20 protein-coding genes, 1 tRNA gene and 1 pseudogene are annotated in these 22786 nt (G+C 70.0%); 14 read left to right on the plus strand and 8 right to left on the minus strand.

Annotated features, from left to right (window positions below; translation table 11 throughout):
• Positions 1-245 precede the first annotated feature (245 nt).
• Both AC07AB_RS10090 and AC07AB_RS10095 read left to right on the plus strand, forming a co-directional pair.
• Positions 246-1091: a helix-turn-helix domain-containing protein gene (locus tag AC07AB_RS10090; RefSeq protein WP_478563576.1), complete on the plus strand. Its 846-nt coding sequence runs from the start codon at positions 246-248 to the stop codon at positions 1089-1091.
• Complete coding sequence (locus AC07AB_RS10095) at positions 1078-1287, plus strand: DUF397 domain-containing protein (RefSeq protein WP_478563034.1); 210 nt, start codon at positions 1078-1080, stop codon at positions 1285-1287. Before AC07AB_RS10090 ends, AC07AB_RS10095 begins: the two co-directional genes overlap by 14 nt.
• Positions 1288-1960: 673 nt before the next feature.
• Here AC07AB_RS10095 and AC07AB_RS10100 read toward each other — a convergent pair.
• A pseudogene (locus tag AC07AB_RS10100) lies at positions 1961-2412 on the minus strand (MFS transporter); the annotation flags it as partial.
• Between the two features lie 109 nt (positions 2413-2521).
• On the opposite strand from AC07AB_RS10100, the gene AC07AB_RS10105 reads away from it, so the two are divergent.
• Together AC07AB_RS10105 and AC07AB_RS10110 are read left to right on the plus strand one after the other, a co-directional pair.
• Entirely contained in the window at positions 2522-3283 is a 762-nt protein-coding gene (locus tag AC07AB_RS10105) for a phosphoglyceromutase (protein WP_363134364.1), read from the plus strand.
• Positions 3284-4099: 816 nt separating this feature from the next.
• The gene (locus AC07AB_RS10110; protein WP_478563037.1) at positions 4100-4927 is read left to right on the plus strand and encodes a DUF3592 domain-containing protein; all 828 of its coding nucleotides are present in this window, start codon (positions 4100-4102) and stop codon (positions 4925-4927) included.
• 394 nt (positions 4928-5321) lie between these two features.
• Here the strand turns inward: AC07AB_RS10110 and AC07AB_RS10115 are convergent, their stop codons facing one another.
• Positions 5322-5636, minus strand: coding sequence for a hypothetical protein (locus AC07AB_RS10115; protein WP_478563040.1), 315 nt, complete (start codon positions 5634-5636; stop codon positions 5322-5324).
• 413 nt (positions 5637-6049) lie between these two features.
• Positions 6050-6748 carry a phosphate signaling complex protein PhoU gene (phoU, locus tag AC07AB_RS10120; RefSeq protein ID WP_478563043.1) on the minus strand — a complete coding sequence of 233 codons (699 nt, stop codon included), beginning with the start codon at positions 6746-6748 and terminating at the stop codon, positions 6050-6052.
• A 305-nt stretch (positions 6749-7053) separates the two neighbouring features.
• On the opposite strand from phoU, the gene phoR reads away from it, so the two are divergent.
• The gene (phoR, locus tag AC07AB_RS10125) at positions 7054-8337 is read left to right on the plus strand and encodes a two-component system sensor histidine kinase PhoR (protein WP_478563046.1); all 1284 of its coding nucleotides are present in this window, start codon (positions 7054-7056) and stop codon (positions 8335-8337) included.
• Positions 8338-8342: 5 nt separating this feature from the next.
• A complete protein-coding gene (phoP, locus tag AC07AB_RS10130; protein ID WP_465270536.1) occupies positions 8343-9014 on the plus strand; it encodes a two-component system response regulator PhoP in 672 nt (223 codons plus the stop codon).
• Between the two features lie 130 nt (positions 9015-9144).
• Here the strand turns inward: phoP and AC07AB_RS10135 are convergent, their stop codons facing one another.
• Positions 9145-9834 (minus strand): DUF461 domain-containing protein, encoded by a 690-nt coding sequence (locus AC07AB_RS10135; protein WP_478563049.1) that lies wholly within the window; start codon positions 9832-9834, stop codon positions 9145-9147.
• Positions 9835-10598: 764 nt separating this feature from the next.
• Here AC07AB_RS10135 and AC07AB_RS10140 point away from each other — a divergent pair.
• The 3 genes from AC07AB_RS10140 to ispF all read left to right on the plus strand — a co-directional run bounded on the left by AC07AB_RS10140 (position 10599) and on the right by ispF (position 12632).
• Complete coding sequence (locus tag AC07AB_RS10140) at positions 10599-11081, plus strand: CarD family transcriptional regulator (protein WP_003953493.1); 483 nt, start codon at positions 10599-10601, stop codon at positions 11079-11081.
• 347 nt (positions 11082-11428) lie between these two features.
• On the plus strand, positions 11429-12136 hold the full coding sequence (ispD, locus tag AC07AB_RS10145; protein ID WP_478563579.1) for a 2-C-methyl-D-erythritol 4-phosphate cytidylyltransferase: 708 nt from the start codon (positions 11429-11431) through the stop codon (positions 12134-12136).
• Positions 12126-12632: a 2-C-methyl-D-erythritol 2,4-cyclodiphosphate synthase gene (gene ispF, locus AC07AB_RS10150; RefSeq protein ID WP_478563052.1), complete on the plus strand. Its 507-nt coding sequence runs from the start codon at positions 12126-12128 to the stop codon at positions 12630-12632. Before ispD ends, ispF begins: the two co-directional genes overlap by 11 nt.
• A 152-nt stretch (positions 12633-12784) precedes the next feature.
• On the opposite strand, the gene AC07AB_RS10155 is transcribed toward ispF, so the two are convergent.
• Positions 12785-13912, minus strand: coding sequence for an acyltransferase family protein (locus tag AC07AB_RS10155; protein WP_478563055.1), 1128 nt, complete (start codon positions 13910-13912; stop codon positions 12785-12787).
• A gap of 163 nt (positions 13913-14075) precedes the next feature.
• On the opposite strand from AC07AB_RS10155, the gene cysS reads away from it, so the two are divergent.
• From cysS to AC07AB_RS10170, 3 genes are all read left to right on the plus strand, one after another.
• Positions 14076-15473 carry a cysteine--tRNA ligase gene (cysS, locus tag AC07AB_RS10160; RefSeq protein ID WP_478563058.1) on the plus strand — a complete coding sequence of 466 codons (1398 nt, stop codon included), beginning with the start codon at positions 14076-14078 and terminating at the stop codon, positions 15471-15473.
• A gap of 71 nt (positions 15474-15544) precedes the next feature.
• A complete protein-coding gene (rlmB, locus tag AC07AB_RS10165) occupies positions 15545-16495 on the plus strand; it encodes a 23S rRNA (guanosine(2251)-2'-O)-methyltransferase RlmB (protein WP_478563061.1) in 951 nt (316 codons plus the stop codon).
• 141 nt (positions 16496-16636) lie between these two features.
• Entirely contained in the window at positions 16637-18283 is a 1647-nt protein-coding gene (locus AC07AB_RS10170; RefSeq protein ID WP_478563064.1) for a DoxX family protein, read from the plus strand.
• A 165-nt stretch (positions 18284-18448) separates the two neighbouring features.
• On the opposite strand, the gene AC07AB_RS10175 is transcribed toward AC07AB_RS10170, so the two are convergent.
• The 3 genes from AC07AB_RS10175 to AC07AB_RS10185 all read right to left on the minus strand — a co-directional run bounded on the left by AC07AB_RS10175 (position 18449) and on the right by AC07AB_RS10185 (position 21142).
• The gene (locus AC07AB_RS10175; RefSeq protein WP_478563066.1) at positions 18449-19174 is read right to left on the minus strand and encodes a nucleotidyltransferase family protein; all 726 of its coding nucleotides are present in this window, start codon (positions 19172-19174) and stop codon (positions 18449-18451) included.
• 57 nt (positions 19175-19231) lie between these two features.
• Positions 19232-19648: a hypothetical protein gene (locus AC07AB_RS10180; protein ID WP_478563069.1), complete on the minus strand. Its 417-nt coding sequence runs from the start codon at positions 19646-19648 to the stop codon at positions 19232-19234.
• A 345-nt stretch (positions 19649-19993) separates the two neighbouring features.
• Positions 19994-21142, minus strand: coding sequence for an ABC transporter ATP-binding protein (locus AC07AB_RS10185; RefSeq protein WP_478563072.1), 1149 nt, complete (start codon positions 21140-21142; stop codon positions 19994-19996).
• Between the two features lie 226 nt (positions 21143-21368).
• On the opposite strand from AC07AB_RS10185, the gene AC07AB_RS10190 reads away from it, so the two are divergent.
• Positions 21369-21441 (plus strand) — tRNA-Thr (locus AC07AB_RS10190).
• Positions 21442-21580: 139 nt separating this feature from the next.
• The gene (locus tag AC07AB_RS10195) at positions 21581-22726 is read left to right on the plus strand and encodes an aminopeptidase P family protein (protein ID WP_478563074.1); all 1146 of its coding nucleotides are present in this window, start codon (positions 21581-21583) and stop codon (positions 22724-22726) included.
• Positions 22727-22786 lie beyond the last annotated feature (60 nt).

The raw sequence follows: 22786 nt of genomic DNA on the forward strand, positions 1-22786 counted from the left end.
ATGTGCGGCACTCCTCATGTCCCTTGCCGTGTAGGTCACATGGCGGGCTGGGTGTGCTCACAATGCTCCCGTGTGGGAGCGTCGTGCAAGCTTTCACGCGGTAGATTTTCAATAGGTTGACGTGCATTGCAGGCGATACCTGATGGTGCTTTCATTCAGGACGTGGAAGCCTTTCACTGTGGTTGGAAGGGGTACGTGTGGTCGAGTCGGACGGTCCATCTGGATCAACGGTCCCAAGGCGGCAACTGGGCCGAATCCTGGGTGACTTGCGCGAACGCGCAGGACTCAGGGTGAACGCGGCGGCCAAGCTATTGGAACGCTCGCCTACGACGATGTGGCGCGTGGAACAGGGCAAGGTGTCTTCCCGTGCTGTCGAGGTCAAAGCAATGTGCGAGCTGTATGGGGCGTCAGCGACTCTGACGGAGGCCCTGGTTGGACTCGCGCACGAAACGAAGGCGAAAGGATGGTGGCACGCGTATGGGGATGTTCTCCCCGAAGGCTTTGACCTCTACATCGGACTAGAAGAGGCAGCCACACGCCTTGACTGGTACGAACCGGAGTTGATCCCTGGGTTGCTTCAGACCGACGAGTACGCACGCACAATCATCACGGAAGACAACCCCGACGAAGATGCTGGCGAGGTCGAGCAGCGGGTTCAGCTTCGCATCAAGCGGCAGACACTCCTGACCCGAGTGACTCAACCACCAACGCTGAACGTAGTACTCAACGAAGCTGTGGTGAGGCGCCCTATCGGCGGGGACAATGTCATGGCGGGGCAGCTTCGCCACCTGGCGAAGGTGGGATGTCTACCCACCGTGACGATCAAGGTCGTACCCTTCGCGACGGGATTGCACCGAGGGGTCATGGCGGGACAGTTCCAGATTCTCCGCTTCCCGCTCACCGGCAACGGCACCGAAACGGAGCCTCCGACCGTCTACTCGGATGGCTACACGGGGGACCTCTACTTGGACAAGCCCAAAGAAGTAGAGCGTTATGACCACGCGTTCCACGACATCTGGGCCAAGGCAATGCCCGAAGAGGCGTCACAGCGCCTGATTCTCGAAACGGCAGGACACTATGAAAAAGGCTGACCTGAAGTGCGCAACGTGGCAGAAGTCCAGCTACAGCAACGGGCAATCAAGCTGCGTCGAGTGGTCACCTGCTACGGCGGCAAATGCTGGAGCCGTCCCTATCCGTGACAGCAAGAACCCGAACGGCCCCGTCCTCGCTGTCTCCCCCGCCGCGTGGTCCGCGTTCGTCGCGTTCGCGGCCCGTAGCGAAGTCTGATTCGTCGCAAACGCAAGAAACCCCCGCACCGGCACGTAGCCGGTGCGGGGGCGTGGTGGTGTCAGTGGGCGGTAGCCAGCTCACAGGGCGCTGCTGCGCAACCTCCGCAACTTCGACGAGGCCGGGGTCGGCGACCTCGCCGCCGCCCAGGTGGCGGCGAAGCTCGCCGACGAGGACGCGGTGGGACCGTGACAGCAGTGGAAGAGTCCCGCGGATCGGTTGGGGGGCCGTCCCCGCATACGCGGGGAGCACCCTTATTTGCAGCTAGCGGCGGGGCTTTTGCCGGGACCACCCCCGCATGCGCGGGGAGCACGGTACGGGCCATCCCCCCGGTTCCCCCTGATGGGACCACCCCCGCATGCGCGGGGAGCACTCATGTGTGCCCGCTCCAGAGCACGCATGATCGGGACCACCCCCGTATGCGCGGGGAGCACACCGAATACTGCGACGGAACATGCGTGACGGCAGGACCACCCCCGTATGCGCGGGGAGCACCCTCCGTGACCTGCGATGTTATGCGGGTCGGCAGCGGTTTTTACCCACTTCCGCAAGTGCCGGCATACGGGGTAAATGGGTAGATAGCCGCGTCTTGCTTGTGAGGGAACGCAGGGGTTCAGTATGTCTGCTCTCCCCACGACAGGCACCCGGCCCAGGGCTACCGCTGGAACAGGGCGACGATGTCCGCCAACATCGCCTGCACCGCGGGCCGGGACGCGCTGGCGGCCATGCCGACGAGCAGCGCGTCGCCCGCGATGGCGACCGGATGCTGGACGAAGGCGAGCACCGCCTCCAGGACGGCGGTCGAGGACTGGGCGGCGAGCATCGTCGGCCGCCGCCCGTGCCGGTCGGTCAGCACGCCCGCGCCGATCGAGGCGACGGCGCCGCCGAGCCCGTAGAGGGCCGCGACGAGCCCGGCACGAACGACGCCGAGTAGCCGCGCTCGATCGTCAGATAGCGGGCCATGAACGTCGCGACGAACGCCCCGAGGCGGCTCACGAGAGTGGACGTCCACAGCCACCAGAAGGCCCGGGGCATCCCGGACACGCTCTCCCGCACCGCGCGTCTCAAGCCGTTCGCCGTCACGGTGCGTCCCCCCGGGGCATCAGCCGGTTGTAAGTGGCTCATCTGCTTCCCGCGACTTACAAAGCGCGAGGTCGGGGCGCCAATGGATTGACGATGCCCGTCAATCGGGCGGGCGCGGGACCGGGGCGCCGGGTCGATTACGCTCAGGGGCATGGCCGACGCACCGTACAAGCTGATCCTCCTCCGCCACGGCGAGAGCGAGTGGAACGCGAAGAACCTGTTCACCGGCTGGGTGGACGTCAACCTGAACGAGAAGGGCGAGAAGGAGGCGGTCCGCGGCGGTGAGCTGCTCAAGGACGCCGGTCTGCTCCCCGATGTGGTCCACACCTCGCTCCAGAAGCGCGCCATTCGCACCGCGCAGCTGGCGCTGGAGGCCGCCGACCGCCACTGGATCCCCGTCCACCGCTCCTGGCGGCTGAACGAGCGCCACTACGGCGCGCTCCAGGGCAAGGACAAGGCGCAGACCCTCGCCGAGTTCGGCGAGGAGCAGTTCATGCTCTGGCGCCGCTCGTACGACACGCCGCCGCCCGCCCTGGAGGACGGCACCGAGTTCTCGCAGAGCGACGACCCGCGCTACGCCTCGATCCCCAGCGAGCTGCGCCCGCGCACCGAGTGCCTCAAGGACGTCGTCGTCCGCATGCTGCCGTACTGGTACGACGGCATCCTCCCGGACCTGCTCGCCGGCCGCACGGTCCTGGTCGCCGCTCACGGCAACAGCCTCCGCGGCCTGGTCAAGCACCTCGACGGCATCTCCGACGAGGAGATCTCCGGCCTGAACATCCCCACCGGCATCCCGCTCGCCTACGAGCTCGACGCCGACTTCCGCCCCCTCAAGCGCGGCGGCACGTACCTCGACCCGGAGGCCGCGAAGGCCGCCATCGAGGCCGTGAAGAACCAGGGCAAGAAGAAGTAGCCGCAGGACACGGATAAGCGGTAAGGCAGTAGCAATAAGCCCCCTACCCGCGGTTTTCCCGCGAGTGGGGGGCTTGATGCTGCCTTGGGGCCATCTCTCGACCGTCAGGCGCGCCGATGCCGGCGGCGGCGGATGCGGATGTCGAGAGCGATCAGCAGCGCCACGGGTGCAGCGATCTTGGATGGGGCGTGCGTCCAGAGGGCGAGTCCCCGTCGGCCGAGCCGATGAGCGTCATGGGCGGGTCACGGGGGCGGATGTCGACGGTGATGCCTGTCCGTTGGGTCATGAAGCCTTCAACTGGGTTCGTTTTCCTGGTCGGATTTCGGATGTGGGCATGGAATCGGATTCCGTCTCTGGCCGGGCGGTATTCGCATGTCGGTGAGACTTTCTCAGGGCTGCCAAGCGAACAAGCAGGCAGGTGAAATGGGGGTGTGGAGCAATGCGCCCTGTGCTTCTGTGCTTACATGTGCACAACTCTCGGGAATCCTGGAAGGTGTGCTTTCCCGTCCATTTGCGTGGACAATTGGATTCGTGGGGTGTGCAGGTCAGTGACCTGTTGGTCGCTACGGTGTCCCAGAGCGCCGCTTCGGGCAGCGATAGCTAACGCCCGGTGCGGCGGCGTCGCTAGCGAGGTTCTTTCCTTCCTTCCATGGAAGGAAGGCTCCGGCCTTCGTGCAGCGTCTACCCATTTTCAGGAATTCCTCTAGGGATTTTCAATGGCTGAGGTTACTGGTTGCGCGGTGCTGCACTGACGGACATTGCTGCCTCCTGATGCGTCTAGGATCCGCTGTCGTGAAGAATTCAAACGCTGGGCCTGTGGCAGGAGTGATCTTGTCCAAAGGTCGTACCCGGGTGTGGGTGGAGCGGGATGTGCTGCGCTGGAAGCGGGGGCGTACGACTGTCACCGTGTCCGGAGAGCAGATCCGCAAAGTCGAGGTCGTGGGGCAGTCGCTGACCGTGGGCCTCTTTGAGGGTGCGCAGATTGGCACCGGCATGACCATCCGGGACCGCAATGCGGAGGCGGTTGCCGCGCTCGGCGCGGAGATTGAAGCGATCATGCGCGACGTGGGGCCATCGGGAAGCCGGAGCCCGGTGCGTCGGCAGTCGGTGCGTGTATGGCCCCTGCGCGTGATGGCTGGCCTGTATGTTCGGGTCTTGTCGGGCAGCCCTTGGTGGCGACGAGCCCTCTGGTACCTGGTCCTGGGGTTGCCTCTGGCTGTGTGGCTGCCGGTGGAGCCCCGGCCCCTGGGGATCTTCGCCTGGATGTTGCTGCCGCTGAGCGTCGGCTTGCTTCGCCTATGGGTGTGCATGGCCGAGTTGGATACACGGTGGGTGATGTGGCGCCGAGGCATAACCGTGCGCGCGAGGTTCGAGTTCGACCGGGACAGCGACAGCGAAGGCGTCAGCTATATCGTCCGCTTCCACACCCTCGACGGCCGGCAGGTCACGGCGCGCCCGGCGCTGCGAGGGCGCCGGGACGAGATCCGGTATGACCCGCAGGAGCCCTCGCGTGTGATGGCTCCGACCCGCGTGGCTTGGTTGGGAGTCGCTCTGGGCGCGTTCGCGCTGACGGGCCTTTGGGGCGTCGTGTGCGGGATCCCGGCGGTTCTCTGGCTGACCCAACTGCTGGCACTGCCTTTCTAGGGCTCTTCCCAAACTCAAGGCGCAGCGCTGTCCCCACTGACGCGCAGGGCTTCTCGCATGCGGGCCCGGAGCGCAGTGAGGGCGTCATCTCACCTCGGCGCGCTGATGGTCGAGCCCGAAGAAGCCGCAGCCCGGCTGTTCGCCCAGGCTGGCGCCCGAACCAGCCGCGAACGGCCGCAGTTTCCCAAGGTGAGGGTTCCGGCGTCGGTAGCGTGGCTGGGGCTGGTGAGGGGAGGCACGCGGGTCTGGTCGGTCGGCGAACCCGCCGTCGCTGACTCCCGTCAGCAGCTGAGGTTCAGACGGGTTACATCGAAGGCGCCAGGGGCGCCGAGGGTTGCTTCGTGCCACCGTGACTTCCGCCCGCGCTGCAGGACGGAGGCCGGTCTCCCGGCGGCTACCTGCCCGACTTCCAATCCGTGTCGAGGATGGCGGCATGCACCGCGGCGACGATCGTCGCGATGACGAGGACGCCCCCCACCCAGTTCTTCGGATTGCCGAGCACCGCCTCCAGGATCAGAGTGCCGTAGATGACCGCCGCGTAGACCACGGGCACAGCCATGCTGACGACGCGCTTTTTGGCCGCGATGAAGAACAGTGGCGGTGCCAGAAGGCCGAACGACACCACGACCACGACGATCCAGATCACCTTGTGCTGAGTTTTCGCGTACATGCGGGCCTGGATGGGCGCGTTGAGGTGTGAACTGCTCACGATGCCCCCCTCACTTCAATCAGGCACTCCAGTGTGACCTGCGCCACTTCATAGCGGAAGTGGTGGGGACCGCGGAACGCGCATGTGGGGCCCCGGCCGGACGGCCGGGGCCCCACATGGTGGTACGGGCTGTACGTGACTCAGCCGCAGCCGCCGCCGCACTGGCACGGGCTGCCCGACTGGCAGCCGCATGAGCAGCCGGGGCCGCACTGGCAGCCGCTGAGCGTGGGTGGCGACGTCGGATCGCTGGTTACGTTGCCTATCGGACAAGGAGAGTCGACCATGTAGTACCTCCTCGGAGGTGGTCCGCTGCCTGTCTTCAGTCAATGCCCGCATCGGCGGGCGCGTGAACGGCGCGCGGAAGCACATTTCCGCACGGGGCCCGTTCCGGCAGGTCGGCCGTGCCGAGGGAGTCAGGGCGCTTCTATGGTCCCGGTGCCTCCTGCCGTGTTCGCCTGCGCCGCCAGCTCGTCCGCGTGCTCGCCGGTGACCAGGTAGACCACGCGCTTGGCCACCGATACCGCGTGGTCCGCGAACCGCTCGTAATAGCGGCCCAGCAGCGTCACGTCGACGGCCGTCTCGATGCCGTGCTTCCAGCGGTCGTCCATCAGGTGCTGGAAGAGCGCGCGGTGCAGCAGGTCCATCGCGTCGTCGTCCTGCTCCAGCTGGAGCGCCAGATCGACGTCCTTGGTGATGATGACCTCGGCCGCCTTGGCCATCAGCCGCTGCGCGAGCTGGCCCATCTCCAGGATGGTGGCGTGCAGATCGCGCGGCACCGCCCGGTCCGGGAAGCGGAGCCGGGCGAGCTTGGCGACATGCTGCGCCAGGTCGCCCGAGCGCTCCAGATCGGCGCTCATGCGCAGCGAGGTGACGACGATCCGCAGGTCGGTGGCGACCGGCTGCTGGCGGGCCAGGAGCGCGATGGCCCGCGCCTCCAGGTCCCGCTGGAGGTCGTCGACCTTCTCGTCCGCCGCGATGACGGTCTCGGCGAGCTTGAGGTCCGCGTCGAGGATCGCCGTGGTGGCGCGCCCGATCGCGGAGCCGACGAGCCGGGCCATCTCGACGAGGCCCTCGCCGATCGAATCCAGCTCCTCGTGGTACGCGTCCCGCATTCCGTGACCTTCTTCCTCATTCGCCGGATCATCAGAATTCATAAGAACTCATCAGATTCCATCGGCTGTGCATCGGATGTGCATCGGCTTCCAACGGCCGTCCGCGCCGGACGGAGCCCGGCGGAGGCGGTGGCGGTTCCCGGGAGCGCTGTGGCCCCACGCTCCCACGTTCGAGCCGCAACGCGTCCGGATCCGGCCCCCGGAGTGAACCGGCACTGTCGTGAAGGTGAACTCTGGGAGACGAGTGTTCGAGGCGGCACCCGTTTGGCTGTGGACCTGTCGTACGCCCCGCATAACCTGGAGCCATGAACGTGGACGCGGCCGTCGCCGCAGCGGCAGCGATCGCCGGTCTCTGCACCGGTGTGATCGCCATGCTGGCGTTCCGCTGGAGCGAACGCGACCAGGCCCGCCCGACCCGCAGCTCCCTGCATACGGACGCGGTCCTGCCGCCCGGCGTGGACACGGTGCTCTCCGTGCTGCGCTCCTCGGCAGTGGTGCTCGACGAGGGCGACGCCGTGGTCAAGGCCAGCTCCGCGGCGTACGCCCTCGGACTGGTGCGCGGCGGGAAGCTGGCCGTGGAGCCCATGCTCCAGATGGCCCGCGACACCCGCCGCGACGGCGAGATACGCCAGGTCGAACTGGACCTGCCCCGGCGCGGTACGGGCCGGGGCGACGCCCTCGCGGTGTCGGCCAGAGTGGCTCCGCTGGGCTCCCGGCTGGTGCTGCTGCTCGTCGAGGACCTCACCGAGGCCCGCCGCATAGAGGCCGTGCGCCGGGACTTCGTCGCCAACGTCAGCCATGAGCTCAAGACCCCCGTCGGCGCGCTCTCCCTGCTCTCGGAGGCCGTCATGGACGCCTCCGACGACCCGGAGGCCGTCGAGCGATTCGCCGGGCGCATGCAGATCGAGGCGACCCGGCTCACCAACCTGGTCCAGGAGCTCATCGACCTCTCGCGGGTGCAGAACGACGACCCGCTGGAGGACGCCGAGCCGGTCCGGGTCGACGAGCTGGTCGCGGAGGCCATCGACCGCTGCCGCCACCAGGCCGGCACCAAACAGATCACCATGGCCGCGGGCGGCACCGCCGACCTGCACGTCTGGGGCAACCGCGGCCAGCTCGCCGCCGCCCTCGGCAACCTCGTGGAGAACGGGGTCAACTACAGTCCGGCCCGTACGCGCGTGGGCATCGCCGCCCGCCGCATCGCCGCACCCGGCGGCGCGCTGATCGAGATAGCCGTCACCGACCAGGGGATCGGCATCTCCGAGAAGGACCGCGAGCGCGTCTTCGAGCGGTTCTACCGAGTGGACCCGGCGCGCTCGCGCGCCACCGGCGGGACCGGCCTCGGCCTCGCCATCGTCAAGCACGTGGCCGCCTCGCACGGCGGGGAGGTCACGGTGTGGAGCTCCGAAGGCCAGGGCTCCACCTTTACCCTGCGGCTCCCGGAAGCGGGCACCGCCCGCGGCGGGGGCCGCTCATCGAACGCGCGGACCGAGCCGACCGGCCGGTCCGGGGGCGGCCTCGACGACGAGGACCGCCCGTACGAGACCTTCACCCCTGAACATCTGCCTGCCCCGGAGGTCCTTCCGTGACCCGAGTGCTCGTTGTCGAGGACGAGGAATCGTTCAGCGACGCGTTGTCGTACATGCTCCGAAAGGAGGGTTTCGAGGTCGCCATCGCGGCCACCGGACCCGATGGGCTGGACGAGTTCGAACGCAACGGCGCCGACCTGGTGCTGCTCGACCTGATGCTGCCGGGGCTGCCCGGTACGGAGGTGTGCCGACAGCTGCGCGGCCGTTCCAACGTCCCGGTCATCATGGTGACCGCCAAGGACAGCGAGATCGACAAGGTCGTCGGGCTGGAAATAGGAGCCGACGACTATGTGACCAAGCCCTTCTCCTCGCGCGAGCTGGTCGCCCGCATCCGGGCCGTCCTGCGGCGGCGCGGCGAACCGGAAGAGGTCACTCCGGCCGCCCTGGAGGCCGGCCCCGTACGGATGGACGTCGACCGCCACGTCGTCACCGTCTCCGGCGGCAAGGTGGATCTGCCGCTCAAGGAGTTCGACCTGCTGGAGATGCTGCTCCGCAACGCGGGCCGGGTGCTGACCCGTATGCAGCTCATCGACCGGGTGTGGGGGGCCGACTACGTCGGCGACACCAAGACCCTGGACGTGCATGTGAAGCGGCTGCGCGCCAAGATCGAGCCCGACCCGGGCGCGCCGCGCTACCTGGTGACCGTGCGCGGCCTGGGCTACAAGTTCGAGCCGTAGGCCGGGCCCGTGGACCGATGGGCCCGTAAGGGCCTGTGAGCGCTCGTGAGCGCTCACGACGCCGACCGCCCGCCGGCCCCCTCTCGGGGCGGCGGGCGGCGGCGTTGCGGGCCCTTCACGGGGCCGTCGTTCAGTGCCCGGCGTGCTGCTGCCCGGTGTCGTCGCCCTGGGCGTTCTCCTGGCCGTGGCCGCCGGGGGTCGCGCCGTTCGTCGGGGTGTTCCCGGGCTTCCCGCCGGGCTTGCCCGCGGGGCTGCCGGTCGGGGTGCCGCCCGGCTTCGTCAGGCCCGTCTGGGTCGGCGAGGGCGCCTCGCTGGGCCCCCACTTCTGGAAGTAGCTCGTCGCCGGGACGATGAACGCGCCCACGCGGACGTCGCCCGTCGAGCTGAAGTCGAAGACGAGCTGCTGCTGCTCCCCGTCCCGGAGGCCCTCCCGGCCGCTCGGCAGCACCGCGGAGGCGTTGCCCTCGCCGCCGAGGAGTACGGAGCCGTGCGCGGGCACGACGAGCGGGCCGCCGCCCTTGGCGGGGGAGAGCTTCACGGGCTGGCTCTTGCCGGTCAGCGTGATGCCCTGCAGCGTCTGGTCCTCGCGGCTGTTGTTGAAGAGGTGGCCGGTGATGACGGCCGGGCCCTTGGTGTCCTGGTCCGGCTGGGTGATCACGTTCACGTTCTGGACCTTGATGTCGCCGACCGTGACGGCGGCGTTGTCCGGCTTGACCTCAAGGGTCTGGGGGCTCGTACCCGCCGCGCACGCGGAGAGCGGTGCGATCGAGAGCACGAGGGCGGTGGCGGCGAGGGCACCGCGTCGAAGGCTGCTGCTCACGGCGGCGGCATCTCCTAGACGAGCTACGGCGGCCGAACGGTCTGCCCGGTCGCGGATGGACGGCGTGGACGGCGGTACACGGGTGTAAAGCCGCCCTAAGGGTGTGTCAGCGGCCTCAGGTTACCGAGCCGCCGGACGGCCGCCGCACCCGACCCGCCCCCATGGTCGACAGGCCGTCAGTGAAGCGGCGCCTCGGGACCGCTTCCGGGGACTGAGCGGCCCCGCCCGACCACCCTTCCGGTCCTGCGCCCCATGTCTTTCGCCTGTCCCGCGTGTCCCGCCCCGCGGTCTCCCGCGACCCGCTTCTCCCACGACCCGTTCCGCGGTCCCGCGGAATTGGCGCGCGCGGCGGGCGGGGCGGATTATCGGTAAGGAACGGTAAGGAATGCGTGGAGCTTCCGCGACGCATCCGGGAAGGTCCCCGAATTGATCAACGGGGTGATCGCGTTCTTGTGATCAATTAGCGAATCCGGTGGCGCCGAACCCGGAGAGGGCCCGAACGGAGTAGCGGAAGTCCACCACACGGACTCCGGCAAACCGGGACGTAGACCCTCCCTGAAGGCACCCCAAGCGGGTGTAACGTACTCGTTTCTCCCTGCCCGGACAGCCGCTCCCACCTGCGAATACCTGCTTCCGCACCCCTGTCGCAGCACGTTCCGGTCGTTGTTGTCAAGCCCTGAGATATGCCCTGACCTGCGAAAACGCCATTCAGAACCGCCTGTTCCCGTGTTAGACTGGATAGCCACGGAAGGGGTACCTGTCACATGACGTTCAAGGTTGGCGACACCGTGGTCTATCCCCATCACGGGGCCGCGCTGATCGAGGCCATCGAAACTCGCCAGATCAAAGGCGTGGACAAGACCTACTTGGTGCTGAAGGTCGCCCAGGGTGACCTCACGGTTCGCGTACCAGCGGACAATGCGGAGTTCGTCGGTGTGCGCGATGTGGTCGGCCAGGACGGGCTCGACCGGGTCTTCGAGGTGCTCCGCGCACCGTATGCGGAGGAGCCGACGAACTGGTCCCGCCGCTACAAGGCAAACCTGGAGAAGCTCGCCTCAGGCGACGTGATCAAGGTCGCCGAGGTCGTCCGCGACCTGTGGCGTCGTGAGCGCGAGCGCGGACTCTCCGCAGGTGAGAAGCGGATGCTCGCCAAGGCCCGCCAGATCCTGGTGAGCGAGCTCGCCCTCGCGGAGAACACCAACGAAGACAAGGCCGAGGCCCTGCTCGACGAGGTCCTCGCGTCCTGACGCCACGCTTGTCGCACAGCTCGACGTAAGGCAAGTGCTCTTCAGAGGCAGTGGTGCCGCGGTGCCCGCGTGACTGACGGAAGTCAATCGCCGGGCGCTGCGGCATCTCTGCGCTCGGTGCACCACGCCCGCCGTACTTGGCGTGCCGGGCCCGGGCGGCTGACACGACCAGCCGTCACGGAAGGGGCTGATCGGGGCTTCGCGCCCGGCACGCTGTGGCCATACCCAACTCGGCCGAGGAAGCAAACCTGAACGCCAACGCGAAGTCAGACCGCGCTCCGCAGACCACCCCCGAGAGCGCTCCCGGCACCACCACCGCCCGTCCGCCTGTACGTACCGCCGCGGTCATCCCGGCGGCCGGGCGCGGCGTCCGCCTCGGCCCGGGCACCCCCAAGGCGCTCCGCGCCTTGAACGGCACACCCATGCTGATCCACGCCGTACGGGCGATGGCCGCCTCCCGCGCCGTCTCCCTCGTCGTCGTGGTCGCCCCCGCCGACGGGGCCGCCGCGGTGCGCAACCTCCTCGACGAGTACCCGCTCGCGGACCGCACCGACGTGCTCGTCGTCCCCGGCGGCGACACCCGCCAGGAGTCCGTACGGCTCGGCCTCGCGGCGCTTCCCGCGGACATCACCGCCGTCCTCGTCCACGACGCGGCCCGCCCACTCGTCCCCGTCGACACGGTGGACGCCGTCGCCGCGGCCGTACGGGCCGGGGCCCCCGCGGTCGTGCCCGCCCTGCCGGTCACGGACACCGTCAAACAGGTCGACCCGCGCCCGGCGGGCGAGCCCGAGCCGGTCGTCGGCACGCCCGAGCGGGCCCGGCTGCGCGCCGTGCAGACCCCGCAGGGCTTCGACCGCGCCACGCTCGCCGAGGCGCACGAGAACGTCGCCCTGGAGGGCGACGGCGCCACGGACGACGCCGGAATGGTCGAGCGGCTCGGCGTCCCGGTCGTGCTCGTGCCCGGCCACGAGGAGGCGTTCAAGGTGACCCGGCCGCTGGATCTGATCCTGGCCGAGGCCGTACTCGCACGCAGGAGGGCCAACGATGGCTTCTGACGCCGGCCCGTCCGCCCGCCCGCCGCTGCCGCTGGTCGGCATCGGCACCGATGTGCACGCCTTCGAGGAGGGCCGCGAGCTGTGGTGCGCGGGCCTGCTCTGGGAGGACGCGACGCACGGCCTCGCGGGCCACTCCGACGGCGACGTCGCCGCGCACGCCGCGTGCGACGCGCTGTTCTCCGCCGCCGGCGTCGGCGACCTCGGCGCCCACTTCGGCACGGACCGGCCCGAGTGGTCCGGCGCCGCGGGCACCGTCCTGCTGGCCGAGGCCGCGCGGATCGTACGGGCCGCCGGGTTCGAGATCGGCAATGTCGCGATCCAGGTGATCGGCGTACGGCCGAAGATCGGCAAGCGGCGCGACGAGGCCCAGAAGGCGCTGTCGGCGGCGGCCGGCGCGCCCGTCTCGGTGTCCGGGACGACGTCGGACGGGCTGGGCCTCACGGGGCGGGCGGAGGGCCTCGCGGCCGTCGCGACCGCGCTCCTCGTCAGGGTCTGAGCCCCGGCACGGCCCCGGGCGCGCCCGCTCGGGGCCCGGCCGCAAGGCGGCCTCGGGGCGGCCGTACGGGTGGCGGACGGAGCGTGGGGCGCGTGATCGTACGGGTCACTCCGGGAGAGGACCGTAGCCCCCCGAACCGGCGCGCCCGCGCGCTAACCGGCTCGGATCTCCGTGATCGCCCGCTGCATCCCGCGCTTGAGCAGGCGGGCCAGCGGGCGCTCCACCAGGCGGTGCACCAGCCACGCGAGCCCCAGCATCCCCACGACCAGCGCCGGCAGCAGCACATAGTGCGGCACATGGCCCGCGGCGTGCTCGATGACCACCCAGCCGATGCGCTCGTGGATGAGGTAGAGCGGGTAGGTCAGCACGCCCGCCGTGGACAGCCAGCGCCAGTTGACGCGCCGCGTCCAGCCCAGCGCCACGGCCGCCATCAGCAGGAAGAACAGCGCGAGGATCGCCACGGTCGGCCAGCTCGGGACGTGGTGCCCCATGTGCTCCTCGGCCCGCGCGTGCGCTTGGAGCAGGTAGTGCTGACCGATCAGGAAGCAGCCGCCGACGATGACCCACAGCAGCAGGTTCGGGCGGAAGCGGTGCATCAGGTAGAAGGCGATGCCCGCGATGAAGTACCAGCAGTCCTCCGGCAGCAGCATCTGGTTGAGCAGGCTGTTGTCGACGGCCTTGGCGACGATCGCCGCGATCGCCCACAGCACGCAGAACGAGACGGCCCGCTTGTACGTCAGCCCGCGCCAGGCGACGATCGCGAAGAGCAGGTAGAACCGCATCTCAATCCACAGCGTCCAGTACACGCCGTCGACCGGCGTCACCCCGAGGGGGTCCTGGAACATCGTCAGGTTGACGGCCGCGTTCCCCCACGAAGGGGCTTCGTTCACCACCGGCCATACGAAGACGACGAGCGAGACGAGGGCCACCGCGAACCAGTACGCGGGGTAGAGCCGGGTGATCCGTGAGAGGGCGAACTGCCCGAGGCTCTTCCCCCAGCAGCTCATGCAGATGACGAAGCCGCTGATGAGGAAGAAGAGCTCGACCCCCAGCCAGCCGTAGGAGGCCGGCAGATAAGCGGTGGGGAAGAGCGTTTTCGAGGATCTGGGCCAAGCGCCGCTGTCGAACGCGATGTAGTGGTACGCGACCACCATCAGCGCCGCGAACAGTCTCAGTCCGTCGAGGGCGGCCAGTCGTCTGCCGCGCTGCCCACCAGGTGCGACCGGTGCGACCGGTGCGGTGGCCGGTACCTCCTGCTGTACGGGCAGTGTGGAGTGCAACGCTCCTCCTGGTTCCTGCTCCTGGTTTCCCCGGAGCCCCACCGGGAAGGCGAGGCGTGCCGGGGAAGCTACCACGGATGATTCCCATATAGGTGCAAAACGCAAATAGAGGGCAAAGTGGATGGCGGGTGATGCACTGCCGCGCGCCCACTACCCTTATTGCGTGAGCATTCGCCTGTACGACACCAGCGCCCGGCAGATCCGTGATTTCATCCCGCTCGCGCCGGGCTGTGTCTCGATCTACCTCTGTGGCGCGACCGTCCAGGCCGCACCGCACATCGGGCACATTCGATCCGGACTCAACTTCGACATCATGCGCCGCTGGTTCGCCTATCGCGGCTACGACGTGACGTTCGTGCGCAATGTCACCGACATCGACGACAAGATCATCAAGAAGGCGGCCGAGAGCGGCGAACCCTGGTGGGCCATCGGGTACCGCAATGAGTGCGCTTTCAACACCGCGTACGACACGCTCGGCTGCCTCCGGCCCACCTACGAGCCGCGCGCCACGGGGCACATCCCCGAGATGATCGAGATGATGCGCGGCCTCATCGAGCGCGGCCACGCCTACGCCGCCGACGGCAACGTCTACTTCGACGTGCGCTCGTACCCCGACTACCTCGCCCTCTCCAACCAGGACCTCGACGACCTGCGCCAGCCCACGGGCGAGGGCGAGACCGGCAAGCGCGACCCCCGCGACTTCGCCATGTGGAAGGCCGTCAAGCCCGGCGAGCCCAGCTGGGACACCCCCTGGGGGCGCGGCCGGCCCGGCTGGCACCTGGAGTGCTCCGCCATGGCCCACAAGTACCTGGGCGAGGCGTTCGACATCCACGGCGGCGGCATCGACCTGATCTTCCCGCACCATGAGAACGAGATCGCCCAGGCCAAGGGGTACGGCGACACCTTCGCCGGATACTGGGCCCATAACGGCTGGGTCACCATGGGCGGCGAGAAGATGTCCAAATCGCTCGACAATTCGGTGCTCGTCGCCGACATGGTCAAGCGCTGGCGCCCCATCGTGCTCCGCTACTACCTCGGCACCCCGCACTACCGCTCGATGATCGAGTACAGCGAGGAGGCGCTGCGCGAGGCCGAGTCCGCGTTCGCGCGGATCGAGGGCTTCGTGCAGCGGGTCTGCGAGAAGGCCGGCAAGACCGTCGAGCCCGCCGACGAGGTTCCGCTCGCCTTCGCCGAGGCGATGGACGACGACCTCGGCGTGCCGCAGGCGCTCGCGATCGTGCACACCACCGTCCGCCAGGGGAACTCCGCGCTGACCGCCGACGACAAGGAGACGGCGGTCGCCCGCCTCGCCGAGGTACGGGCCATGCTCCGGGTGCTGGGCCTCGACCCGCTCGAAGAGCACTGGTCCGGCGGCCACAGCGGCCGCGGCGAGGACCTGCACGGCGTGGTGGACTCGCTGGTCAGGCTCGTACTGGAGCAGCGGCAGGCGGCCCGCGCCCGCAAGGACTACGGCACGGCCGACGCGATCCGAGACCAGCTCCAGCAGTCCGGTCTCGCGATCGAGGACACGCCGTCCGGCCCGCGCTGGTCGCTCTCCTGAGCGACACTTTTCGTACGTACGTTTTCCGAGCCGTCCCGGGCGGCTCACAGCAGTGAAGAGACAGGTGACCCATGGCCGGGAACAGCCAACGCAGAAACCGCCGCACGTCCAACAAGAAGGGCATGCAGGTCGGCAGTGGCGGCAACCGGCGCAAGGCCCTCCAAGGCAAGGGCCCCACTCCGCCCGCCTCCGACCGCAAGGGCCACAAGAAGAACCGCGTCGCCACCGCCAAGGCGCGGCACGAGGCCAAGCGCCCCGCGCCCCGCCGCGGCGGTCCCAAGGGCACCAACGAACTCGTCGTCGGCCGCAACCCGGTCGCCGAGGCGCTCCGCGAGGGCGTGCCCGCCAACACCCTCTACGTCCAGCAGTACATCGACAGCGACGAGCGCGTGCGCGAGGCCATCCAGCTCGCCACCGAGCGCGGCATGAACCTCATGGAGGCGCCCCGCCCCGAGCTCGACCGCATGACGAACGGCCTCAACCACCAGGGCGTCGTCCTCCAGGTGCCGCCGTACGACTACGCGCACCCGGACGACCTCACCGCCGCGGCCTTCGACGCCGGCGAGGACCCCCTCATCGTCGTCCTCGACGGCATCACCGACCCCCGCAACCTCGGTGCGATCGTCCGCTCCGTCTCCGCCTTCGGCGGTCACGGCGTCGTCGTCCCCGAGCGCCGCGCGGCCGGCATGTCCGCCGGAGCCTGGAAGACCTCGGCGGGCACCGCCGCCCGTACGCCCGTGGCGCGCGCCGCCAATATGACGCGCGTACTGGAGGCGTACCAGAAGGCCGGGCTCACGGTCGTCGGCCTCGCGGGCGAGGGCGACACCGAACTCGGCGACGTCCGGGCGTTCGACGGCCCCGTCGTGATCGTCATCGGCAGCGAGGGCAAGGGCCTGTCCCGGCTCGTCGGCGAGACCTGTGATCTGCGCGTCCGCATCCCCATGCCGGGCGGCGCGGAGTCCCTCAACGCGGGCGTCGCCGCGGGCGTCGTGCTCTACGAGGCGGCCAGGCAGCGCGCCTGACCCGCGGCGAGCCGCCTCGTCCGGTCCCGCCCCGCTTCGGGGCGGGGCGCCGGGCGGGGCCGTGGTCCTGCCCCGGCCTTGACGGGTCTCGGACAGTTCGGCACGGTCAAGCAGTGTCCTAAACACCCGTCACTCGGTTAGATGAGTGTGGACACCAGAACACCCCGCCCCACGGGGGGAAGCTCGCCGGGATACGACGACCAGCCCGCGCTGAGCACGGTGAAGGTCCCGAGCGACCCGGCGCAAGTCATCGTCAACCACGTGAGCTTCCGCGTACGGCTCGCCCGACCCCCGCGCGTCGCCCGGCAGTTCGCCGGCCTCGCCGACACGGCGAAGATCCCCGTCGCCGCCGGCCCGGCCCGCCGCCGTGCCCCCGTCGTGTGGAGCGGACGGACCGCGCCCGGCGACCCCGCCGCCACCGAACTCCTGCAAGCCGTACGCCACTCCGGCCTGGCGACCGCCGTCGAGCCCGCCCTCGGCAAGGTCCCCGCGGACGCCGGCTCGACCCAGGTGCTGCCCCGCGTCCGCGTCGACGACGGGCCGCCCACCCGGAACACGGTCGTCGGCCCGCGCGGCCCCGTCGAGCACCCCGCCGCCGCCGACCCCCCGACCGAACTCCTGCACGGCGTACGGCCCGCCCGGGGCGCGTACGACGAAGATCCATACGGCCCCGACGAGTTCGACGACGAGGCGACCGCGCGCCCGCAGCGCGCGGGCGACAACGTACGGCACGCCTACTACCCCGGGCGCCGCATGAACCTCGGCGTCGTCCTGCTCCCCCTGCGCGTCTTCCTCGGCTTCATCTCCATCTACGCCGGCATGGGCAAGCTCTGCGACCCCGTCTACTTCGACGGGGGCCGCCGCGGCTCCATGGTCACCTGGCTCACCTCCCTGCACCCCTGGGCCGTCGCCTCCCCGCTGCGCGACTTCGCCCTCGCCCACCCCGTCGGCGCCGGCCTCACCGTCGCGTTCCTCCAGGTGACCGTCGGCGTCCTCACCGTCCTCGGCCTCTGGCAGCGGCTCGCGGCCTCCTTCGGCGCCCTGCTCTCCGCGGCCCTGCTGCTGACCGTCAGCTGGCGGACCGTACCCGCCTACGACGCGCCCGACATCATCTACCTCGCCGCCTGGAGCCCGCTGATCATCGCGGGCGCCCCCGTCTACTCCATCGACGGCCGCCTCGCCGGCGAAGCCTGGCGCAGGCTCGGCCCGCGCTCCGAACTCTGGGACCTCCGCAAGCGCGTACTGCGCCGCGGCGGGACCCTGGCCGCCTTCGTCACGGGCGTCACCCTGCTGGTCGGATCGCTGCTCGGGGGCGCCGTGCGCTCCTCCGACACCACCGACGTCCCCGGCCCCAGCGACCCGCCCGCCAACCACCTGCCCGGCTCGCCGCTCCCGCAGCACCCCGGCAAGCACACCCGCCCCGGCACGCACGGTCCCAGCGCGGGCGCCGGAAGCGGCAAGCCGACCGCGCCCGGCGCCAAGCGCCACACCAAGCCGGCCCCGGCCGTCTCCAAGGCGCCGGGCGCGGTCCACGAGCCCGGCCGTACCGGCGGCCCCGGGCAGCAGCCCAGCCAGACCCAGGGCGGCGTCCAGCCCGCCCCCCGCACCCCGAACCGGCCCGCGGCGCCCGCCGCGCCCCCGCACACCTCCTCCGGCTCGCCCGCGGGCGGCGGCGGTAGCAGCAGCGGTGGCGGCTCGGGCGGCACCTCGGGCGGCAACACGGCCCCCAAGTCCCCCGGGTCCACCTCCGGAAGCCACACAGGCTCTCTGGGCGGCCTGCTGGGCTGACGGCGACCCTCGACCACGGACAGCGGCGCCCCACTCCTTGAGTGGGGCGCCGCGGCGTTTCTGGGGGCCCGGGGGCCTGCCTCTACGGGCCCGCTTCAACGAGCCTGCCTCTACGGGCTCGCCTCAACGGGCCCGCGTCAATCGCGCTGCGTCAACGGGACCGCGTCAATGGGACTGCGTGCCCAGCTCCTTGGCGGCCTCCGTCAGGTCCTTCGCCGTGTCGATGGCCCGCCAGTACGCGCCGTTGGGCAGCGGAAACCCCGCCAGCCGCCGCTGCCGCGCCAGCCGGGGGAACGTCGTGCGCTCATGGTCGCCCCGCTCGGGCAGCAGCGAAGCGAAGTCCGCCGCGAAGACATAGACACCCGCGTTGATCAGATACGGGGAGGGCGGCGACTCGATGAAGTCCATCACGTGACCGAACTCGTCGGTCTCCACGGCCCCCCAGGGAATCCGGGGCCGGGCCAGGGCCAGGGTGGCCGTCGCGTCACGCTCGGCGTGGAAGGCGGCCATCTCGCGCAGCGAGAAGCGGGTCCAGATGTCGCCGTTGGTGGCGTACCAGGGGCGGTCGGGGTGCGGCAGGGAAGCGGCCGCGTACTTCAGGCCGCCGCCGCGCCCCAGCGGCTCCGTCTCGACGACGGTCCGCACCCGCAGCGGCAGATCGGCGGAGGCCAGCCACTCCTGAAGGACCTCGGCGAGGTGGCCGCAGGAGACCACGGCGTCCGTGACGCCCTCGGCGGCCAGCCAGGCGAGCTGATGGCCGATGATCGGGGTCCCGGTGCCGGGGATCTCGACCATCGGCTTGGGGCGGTCGTCGGTGTACGGGCGCAGTCGCGAGCCCTGGCCTCCGGCCAGGACGACGGCTTGTACGGGGTACGGGTGCGTGCCTGTCATGGTCCGCACCATATGGGGCGGTGCGGCTGCGCCGTGCGGTGCGGTCGGGTGCGGCTCTCAGTTGGCGTGGATGACGCCGGTGGCGAAGGACGTGTCGCACACGGGCCGGGAGTAGACGTGCGCCTGCCGTACGGAGCCGTACTTCGCGACGGCGGCCCGGCCGAGCGCCCGGGCGATCTCCACGCAGTGGCGGGCCAGCGAGGGGCGCTGCTCGGTCGCCTCCTGGAGGTGGGTGAGCGCGACGCCCGGGTCCTTCTCCTGAAGCTCGGTCAGCAGCCGGTCGCGCAGCACCTCGTGCGCGGCGCGGGTCTTCGGCTGGGAGGAGGACGCGGTCCCGGAGGAGGCGGCGAGGATCTGCGAGTCGGAGGGCGCCGACCACGGCACGCGGGTGACCGCGAGCGTCCCGGAGAGGACGAGGACGACCGGGAGGACGAGGGCGAGAGTTCTGCCGATGCGGCGGGCTGCGTGGTTCATGGGTGACTTCCTCGCGTGGTGAGCTGGACGCTGCATGCGGCAGATCGTAGCGAGGAGTGATGATTTGGCGACATTTAGTCACTCGGTCGAGCGAAGGAGTGGCGCGCAAGTGCGGTTCTCGCGTTGACGCGCAGGGGTGGAAACGGGCGTTATGTGCGGGTATTTACCGAGCGTGCCCCAAACATGCGCCGACGCCGTGCCTCCGGGGTGCGGAGACACGGCGTCGGCCGGATGAGCGCGTCGGGTCTGACAGAGGTTCAGCCGGCGGGCCAGCCAGCGGGCCAGGCAGAGGTTCAGTCGGCGGGCCAGCCAGTGGTTCAGGCGGCCGGTGCTTCAGGCGCCCGATCAGTCGGTGAGGCGCTCGCCGGTGGAGGTCGCGAAGACGTGCAGCTCGCCCGGGCGCGGCACGACGTGCAGCACCGCGCCCTTCTCGGGCACCCGCCGTCCGTTGACGCGGACCACGAGGTCCTTCTTCTCCTCGTTGCCGACCGCGGCGGTGCCGTAGACGTATCCGTCGGCGCCGAGTTCCTCGACGACGTTCACGGTGACGGGGAGCCCGGCCGGGGCGTCCTCGGTCTCCTTCGACAGGGACTTGGCCGCGCCTTCGGCGCCGGCCTCGCCGCTCACCAGGTCGAAGTGCTCGGGCCGCACGCCCACCGTGACCGTGCTGTCGCCCCTGTCGGCGGCGGCGGACAGCGCCTGGCGGGAGACCGGGACCACGCTGTTGCCGAACTTCACGCCGCCGTCGGTGATCGGCACCTCGACGAGGTTCATGGCGGGGGAGCCGATGAAGCCCGCGACGAAGAGGTTGTTCGGACGGTCGTACATATTGCGCGGCGTGTCCACCTGCTGGAGGAGACCGTCCTTGAGCACGGCGACCCGGTCGCCCATGGTCATGGCCTCGACCTGGTCGTGCGTGACGTACACGGTGGTGATGCCCAGGCGGCGCTGGAGGCCGGCGATCTGGGTGCGGGTCTGCACACGGAGCTTCGCGTCGAGGTTCGACAGCGGCTCGTCCATGAGGAAGACCTGCGGCTCGCGCACGATCGCGCGGCCCATCGCGACGCGCTGCCGCTGGCCGCCGGAGAGCGCCTTGGGCTTGCGGCCCAGGTACTCGGTGAGGTCGAGGATCTTCGCGGCGTCCTCGACCTTCTGCCGGATCTCGCTCTTGTTGACGCCCGCGATCTTGAGCGCGAAGCCCATGTTGTCGGCGACCGTCATGTGCGGGTAGAGCGCGTAGTTCTGGAACACCATGGCGATGTCCCGGTCCTTCGGCGGCAGATGCGTGACGTCACGGTCGCCGATCCGGATGGTTCCGCCGTTGACGTCCTCAAGCCCCGCGAGCATCCGCAGCGACGTGGACTTCCCGCAGCCGGACGGACCGACGAGGACGAGGAACTCGCCGTCCTCGATGCCGATGTCGAGCTGGTCGACGGCGGGCTTCTCGGTCCCCGGGTAGACCCGGGTGGCCTTGTCGTACGTGACCGTAGCCATGGTGATGTGGTCCCTTCACCGGCAGGAACGTGCCGGACGATCCGAGTAAAAGGAGTGGTCCAGTCCAATTGGCCGGACTTCACGTGACGCTACCCGCAGGCCATCCGCTTGTCAGTAGATGAACGGTCACGAAATTCTTCCGGCAGGCCGCTGACCTTGGCGTGGCTGGGCGAACGGGCCCTGTGTAGAGTGGAGCCGCTTTCGCGTACGGGCTGCCGTACGCGATGCCGCCTTAGCTCAGTTGGCAGAGCTCCTGTCTTGTAAACAGGTGGTCGTCGGTTCGATTCCGACAGGCGGCCCACCGAACGCGCGTCACAGCGTGGATGACGGCCCTCCGCGGAGATCGCGGGGGGCCGTCGCCGTTCCTCCGCCGCCTCTCGTCCGTCTCGCGTCGGCGAGGGCCGCGGCCCGCCGCGGCCGCCGGTCTACGCTGCCCCCATGACCTCATCCTCCGCGGCGTCGACGCCTCCCGCCCCCATGACCTCCGAGGACTACGCGGCCCGTATGGAGCGGGCTTCCCGGACCGCGGCCGATGCCGGGCTCGCCGGGCTGGTGGTGACGCCGGGCCCCGATCTGAGCTGGCTCTGCGGATACCGGCCGACCGCCGAGACCGAGCGGCTCACGGCGCTGCTGCTGGTACCGGGGCGCGAGCCGCTGATGCTGGTGCCGACGCTGGAGCGGCCCGACGCGGAGCTCGCGGCGGGGGCCGGTGCGGTGCGGATCAGCGGATGGACGGACGGGGAGGACCCGTACCGGGCCGTGGGCGGGCTGCTCGGGGAGGTCCAGGGGCGCTACGGCGTCTCGGACAACGCCTGGGCGCTGCATCTGCTGGGGCTCCAGCGGACGTTCCCGGGTTCGGGGTACTCGGCGTTCACCGAGGTGCTGCCGATGCTCCGGGCGGTCAAGGACGCGCACGAGGTGGAGCGGCTCGCGGCGGCGGGCGCGGCGGCGGACGCCACGTTCGAGGAGATCGCCCAGGTGCGGTTCGCGGGGCGGCGGGAGAGCGAGATCGCCGCGGAGCTCGCCGCGTCGCTGCTGCGCAACGGGCACAGCCAGGTGGACTTCACGGTCGTCGGCTCGGGCCCGAACGGCGCCAACCCGCACCATGAGGCGGGCGATCGGGTCATCGAGGAGGGCGACATGGTCGTACTCGACTTCGGTGGCCTGAAGGACGGATACGGCTCGGACACGACCCGTACGGTCCACGTCGGCGAGCCGACCGCCGAGGAGCGCAAGGTGCACGACACCGTGCGGCGGGCGCAGCAGGCCGGGTTCGAGGCGGTACGGCCGGGGGTGGCCTGCCAGGAGATCGACCGGGTGGCGCGGCAGGTGATCAAGGAAGCGGGGTACGGGGAGTACTTCATCCACCGGACCGGGCACGGCATCGGCGTGACCACGCACGAGCCGCCGTACATGGTCGAGGGCGAGCATCTGCCGCTGGTGCCGGGGATGTGTTTCTCGATCGAGCCGGGGATCTATCTGCCGGGCCGGTTCGGGGTGCGCGTCGAGGACATCGTGGTGTGCACGGAGTCGGGCGGCCGGCGGCTGAACAACACGGCGCGGGAGCTTCGGGTGGTGGCCTGACGGCCGCGCGACACCGAGCCCGCACTGTGTGACACCGGCCCCGGCTCCGCACTGTGTGAC

The sequence above is a fragment of the Streptomyces sp. NPDC044033 genome (assembly GCF_056434425.1).

Bases quoted from the DNA above. Each gene is read 5' to 3' on its own strand.
- ispF (WP_478563052.1), top strand. From the start codon at position 12,126: ATGGCTTCTGACGCCGGCCCGTCCGCCCGCCCGCCGCTGCCGCTGGTC.
- AC07AB_RS10095 (WP_478563034.1), top strand. From the start codon at position 1,078: ATGAAAAAGGCTGACCTGAAGTGCGCAACGTGGCAGAAGTCCAGCTAC.
- AC07AB_RS10195 (WP_478563074.1), top strand. From the start codon at position 21,581: ATGACCTCATCCTCCGCGGCGTCGACGCCTCCCGCCCCCATGACCTCC.
- AC07AB_RS10140 (WP_003953493.1), top strand. From the start codon at position 10,599: ATGACGTTCAAGGTTGGCGACACCGTGGTCTATCCCCATCACGGGGCC.
- AC07AB_RS10105 (WP_363134364.1), top strand. From the start codon at position 2,522: ATGGCCGACGCACCGTACAAGCTGATCCTCCTCCGCCACGGCGAGAGC.
- AC07AB_RS10180 (WP_478563069.1), bottom strand. From the start codon at position 19,648: ATGAACCACGCAGCCCGCCGCATCGGCAGAACTCTCGCCCTCGTCCTC.
- AC07AB_RS10185 (WP_478563072.1), bottom strand. From the start codon at position 21,142: ATGGCTACGGTCACGTACGACAAGGCCACCCGGGTCTACCCGGGGACC.
- phoU (WP_478563043.1), bottom strand. From the start codon at position 6,748: ATGCGGGACGCGTACCACGAGGAGCTGGATTCGATCGGCGAGGGCCTC.
- AC07AB_RS10170 (WP_478563064.1), top strand. From the start codon at position 16,637: ATGAGTGTGGACACCAGAACACCCCGCCCCACGGGGGGAAGCTCGCCG.
- rlmB (WP_478563061.1), top strand. From the start codon at position 15,545: ATGGCCGGGAACAGCCAACGCAGAAACCGCCGCACGTCCAACAAGAAG.
- phoR (WP_478563046.1), top strand. From the start codon at position 7,054: ATGAACGTGGACGCGGCCGTCGCCGCAGCGGCAGCGATCGCCGGTCTC.
- AC07AB_RS10175 (WP_478563066.1), bottom strand. From the start codon at position 19,174: ATGACAGGCACGCACCCGTACCCCGTACAAGCCGTCGTCCTGGCCGGA.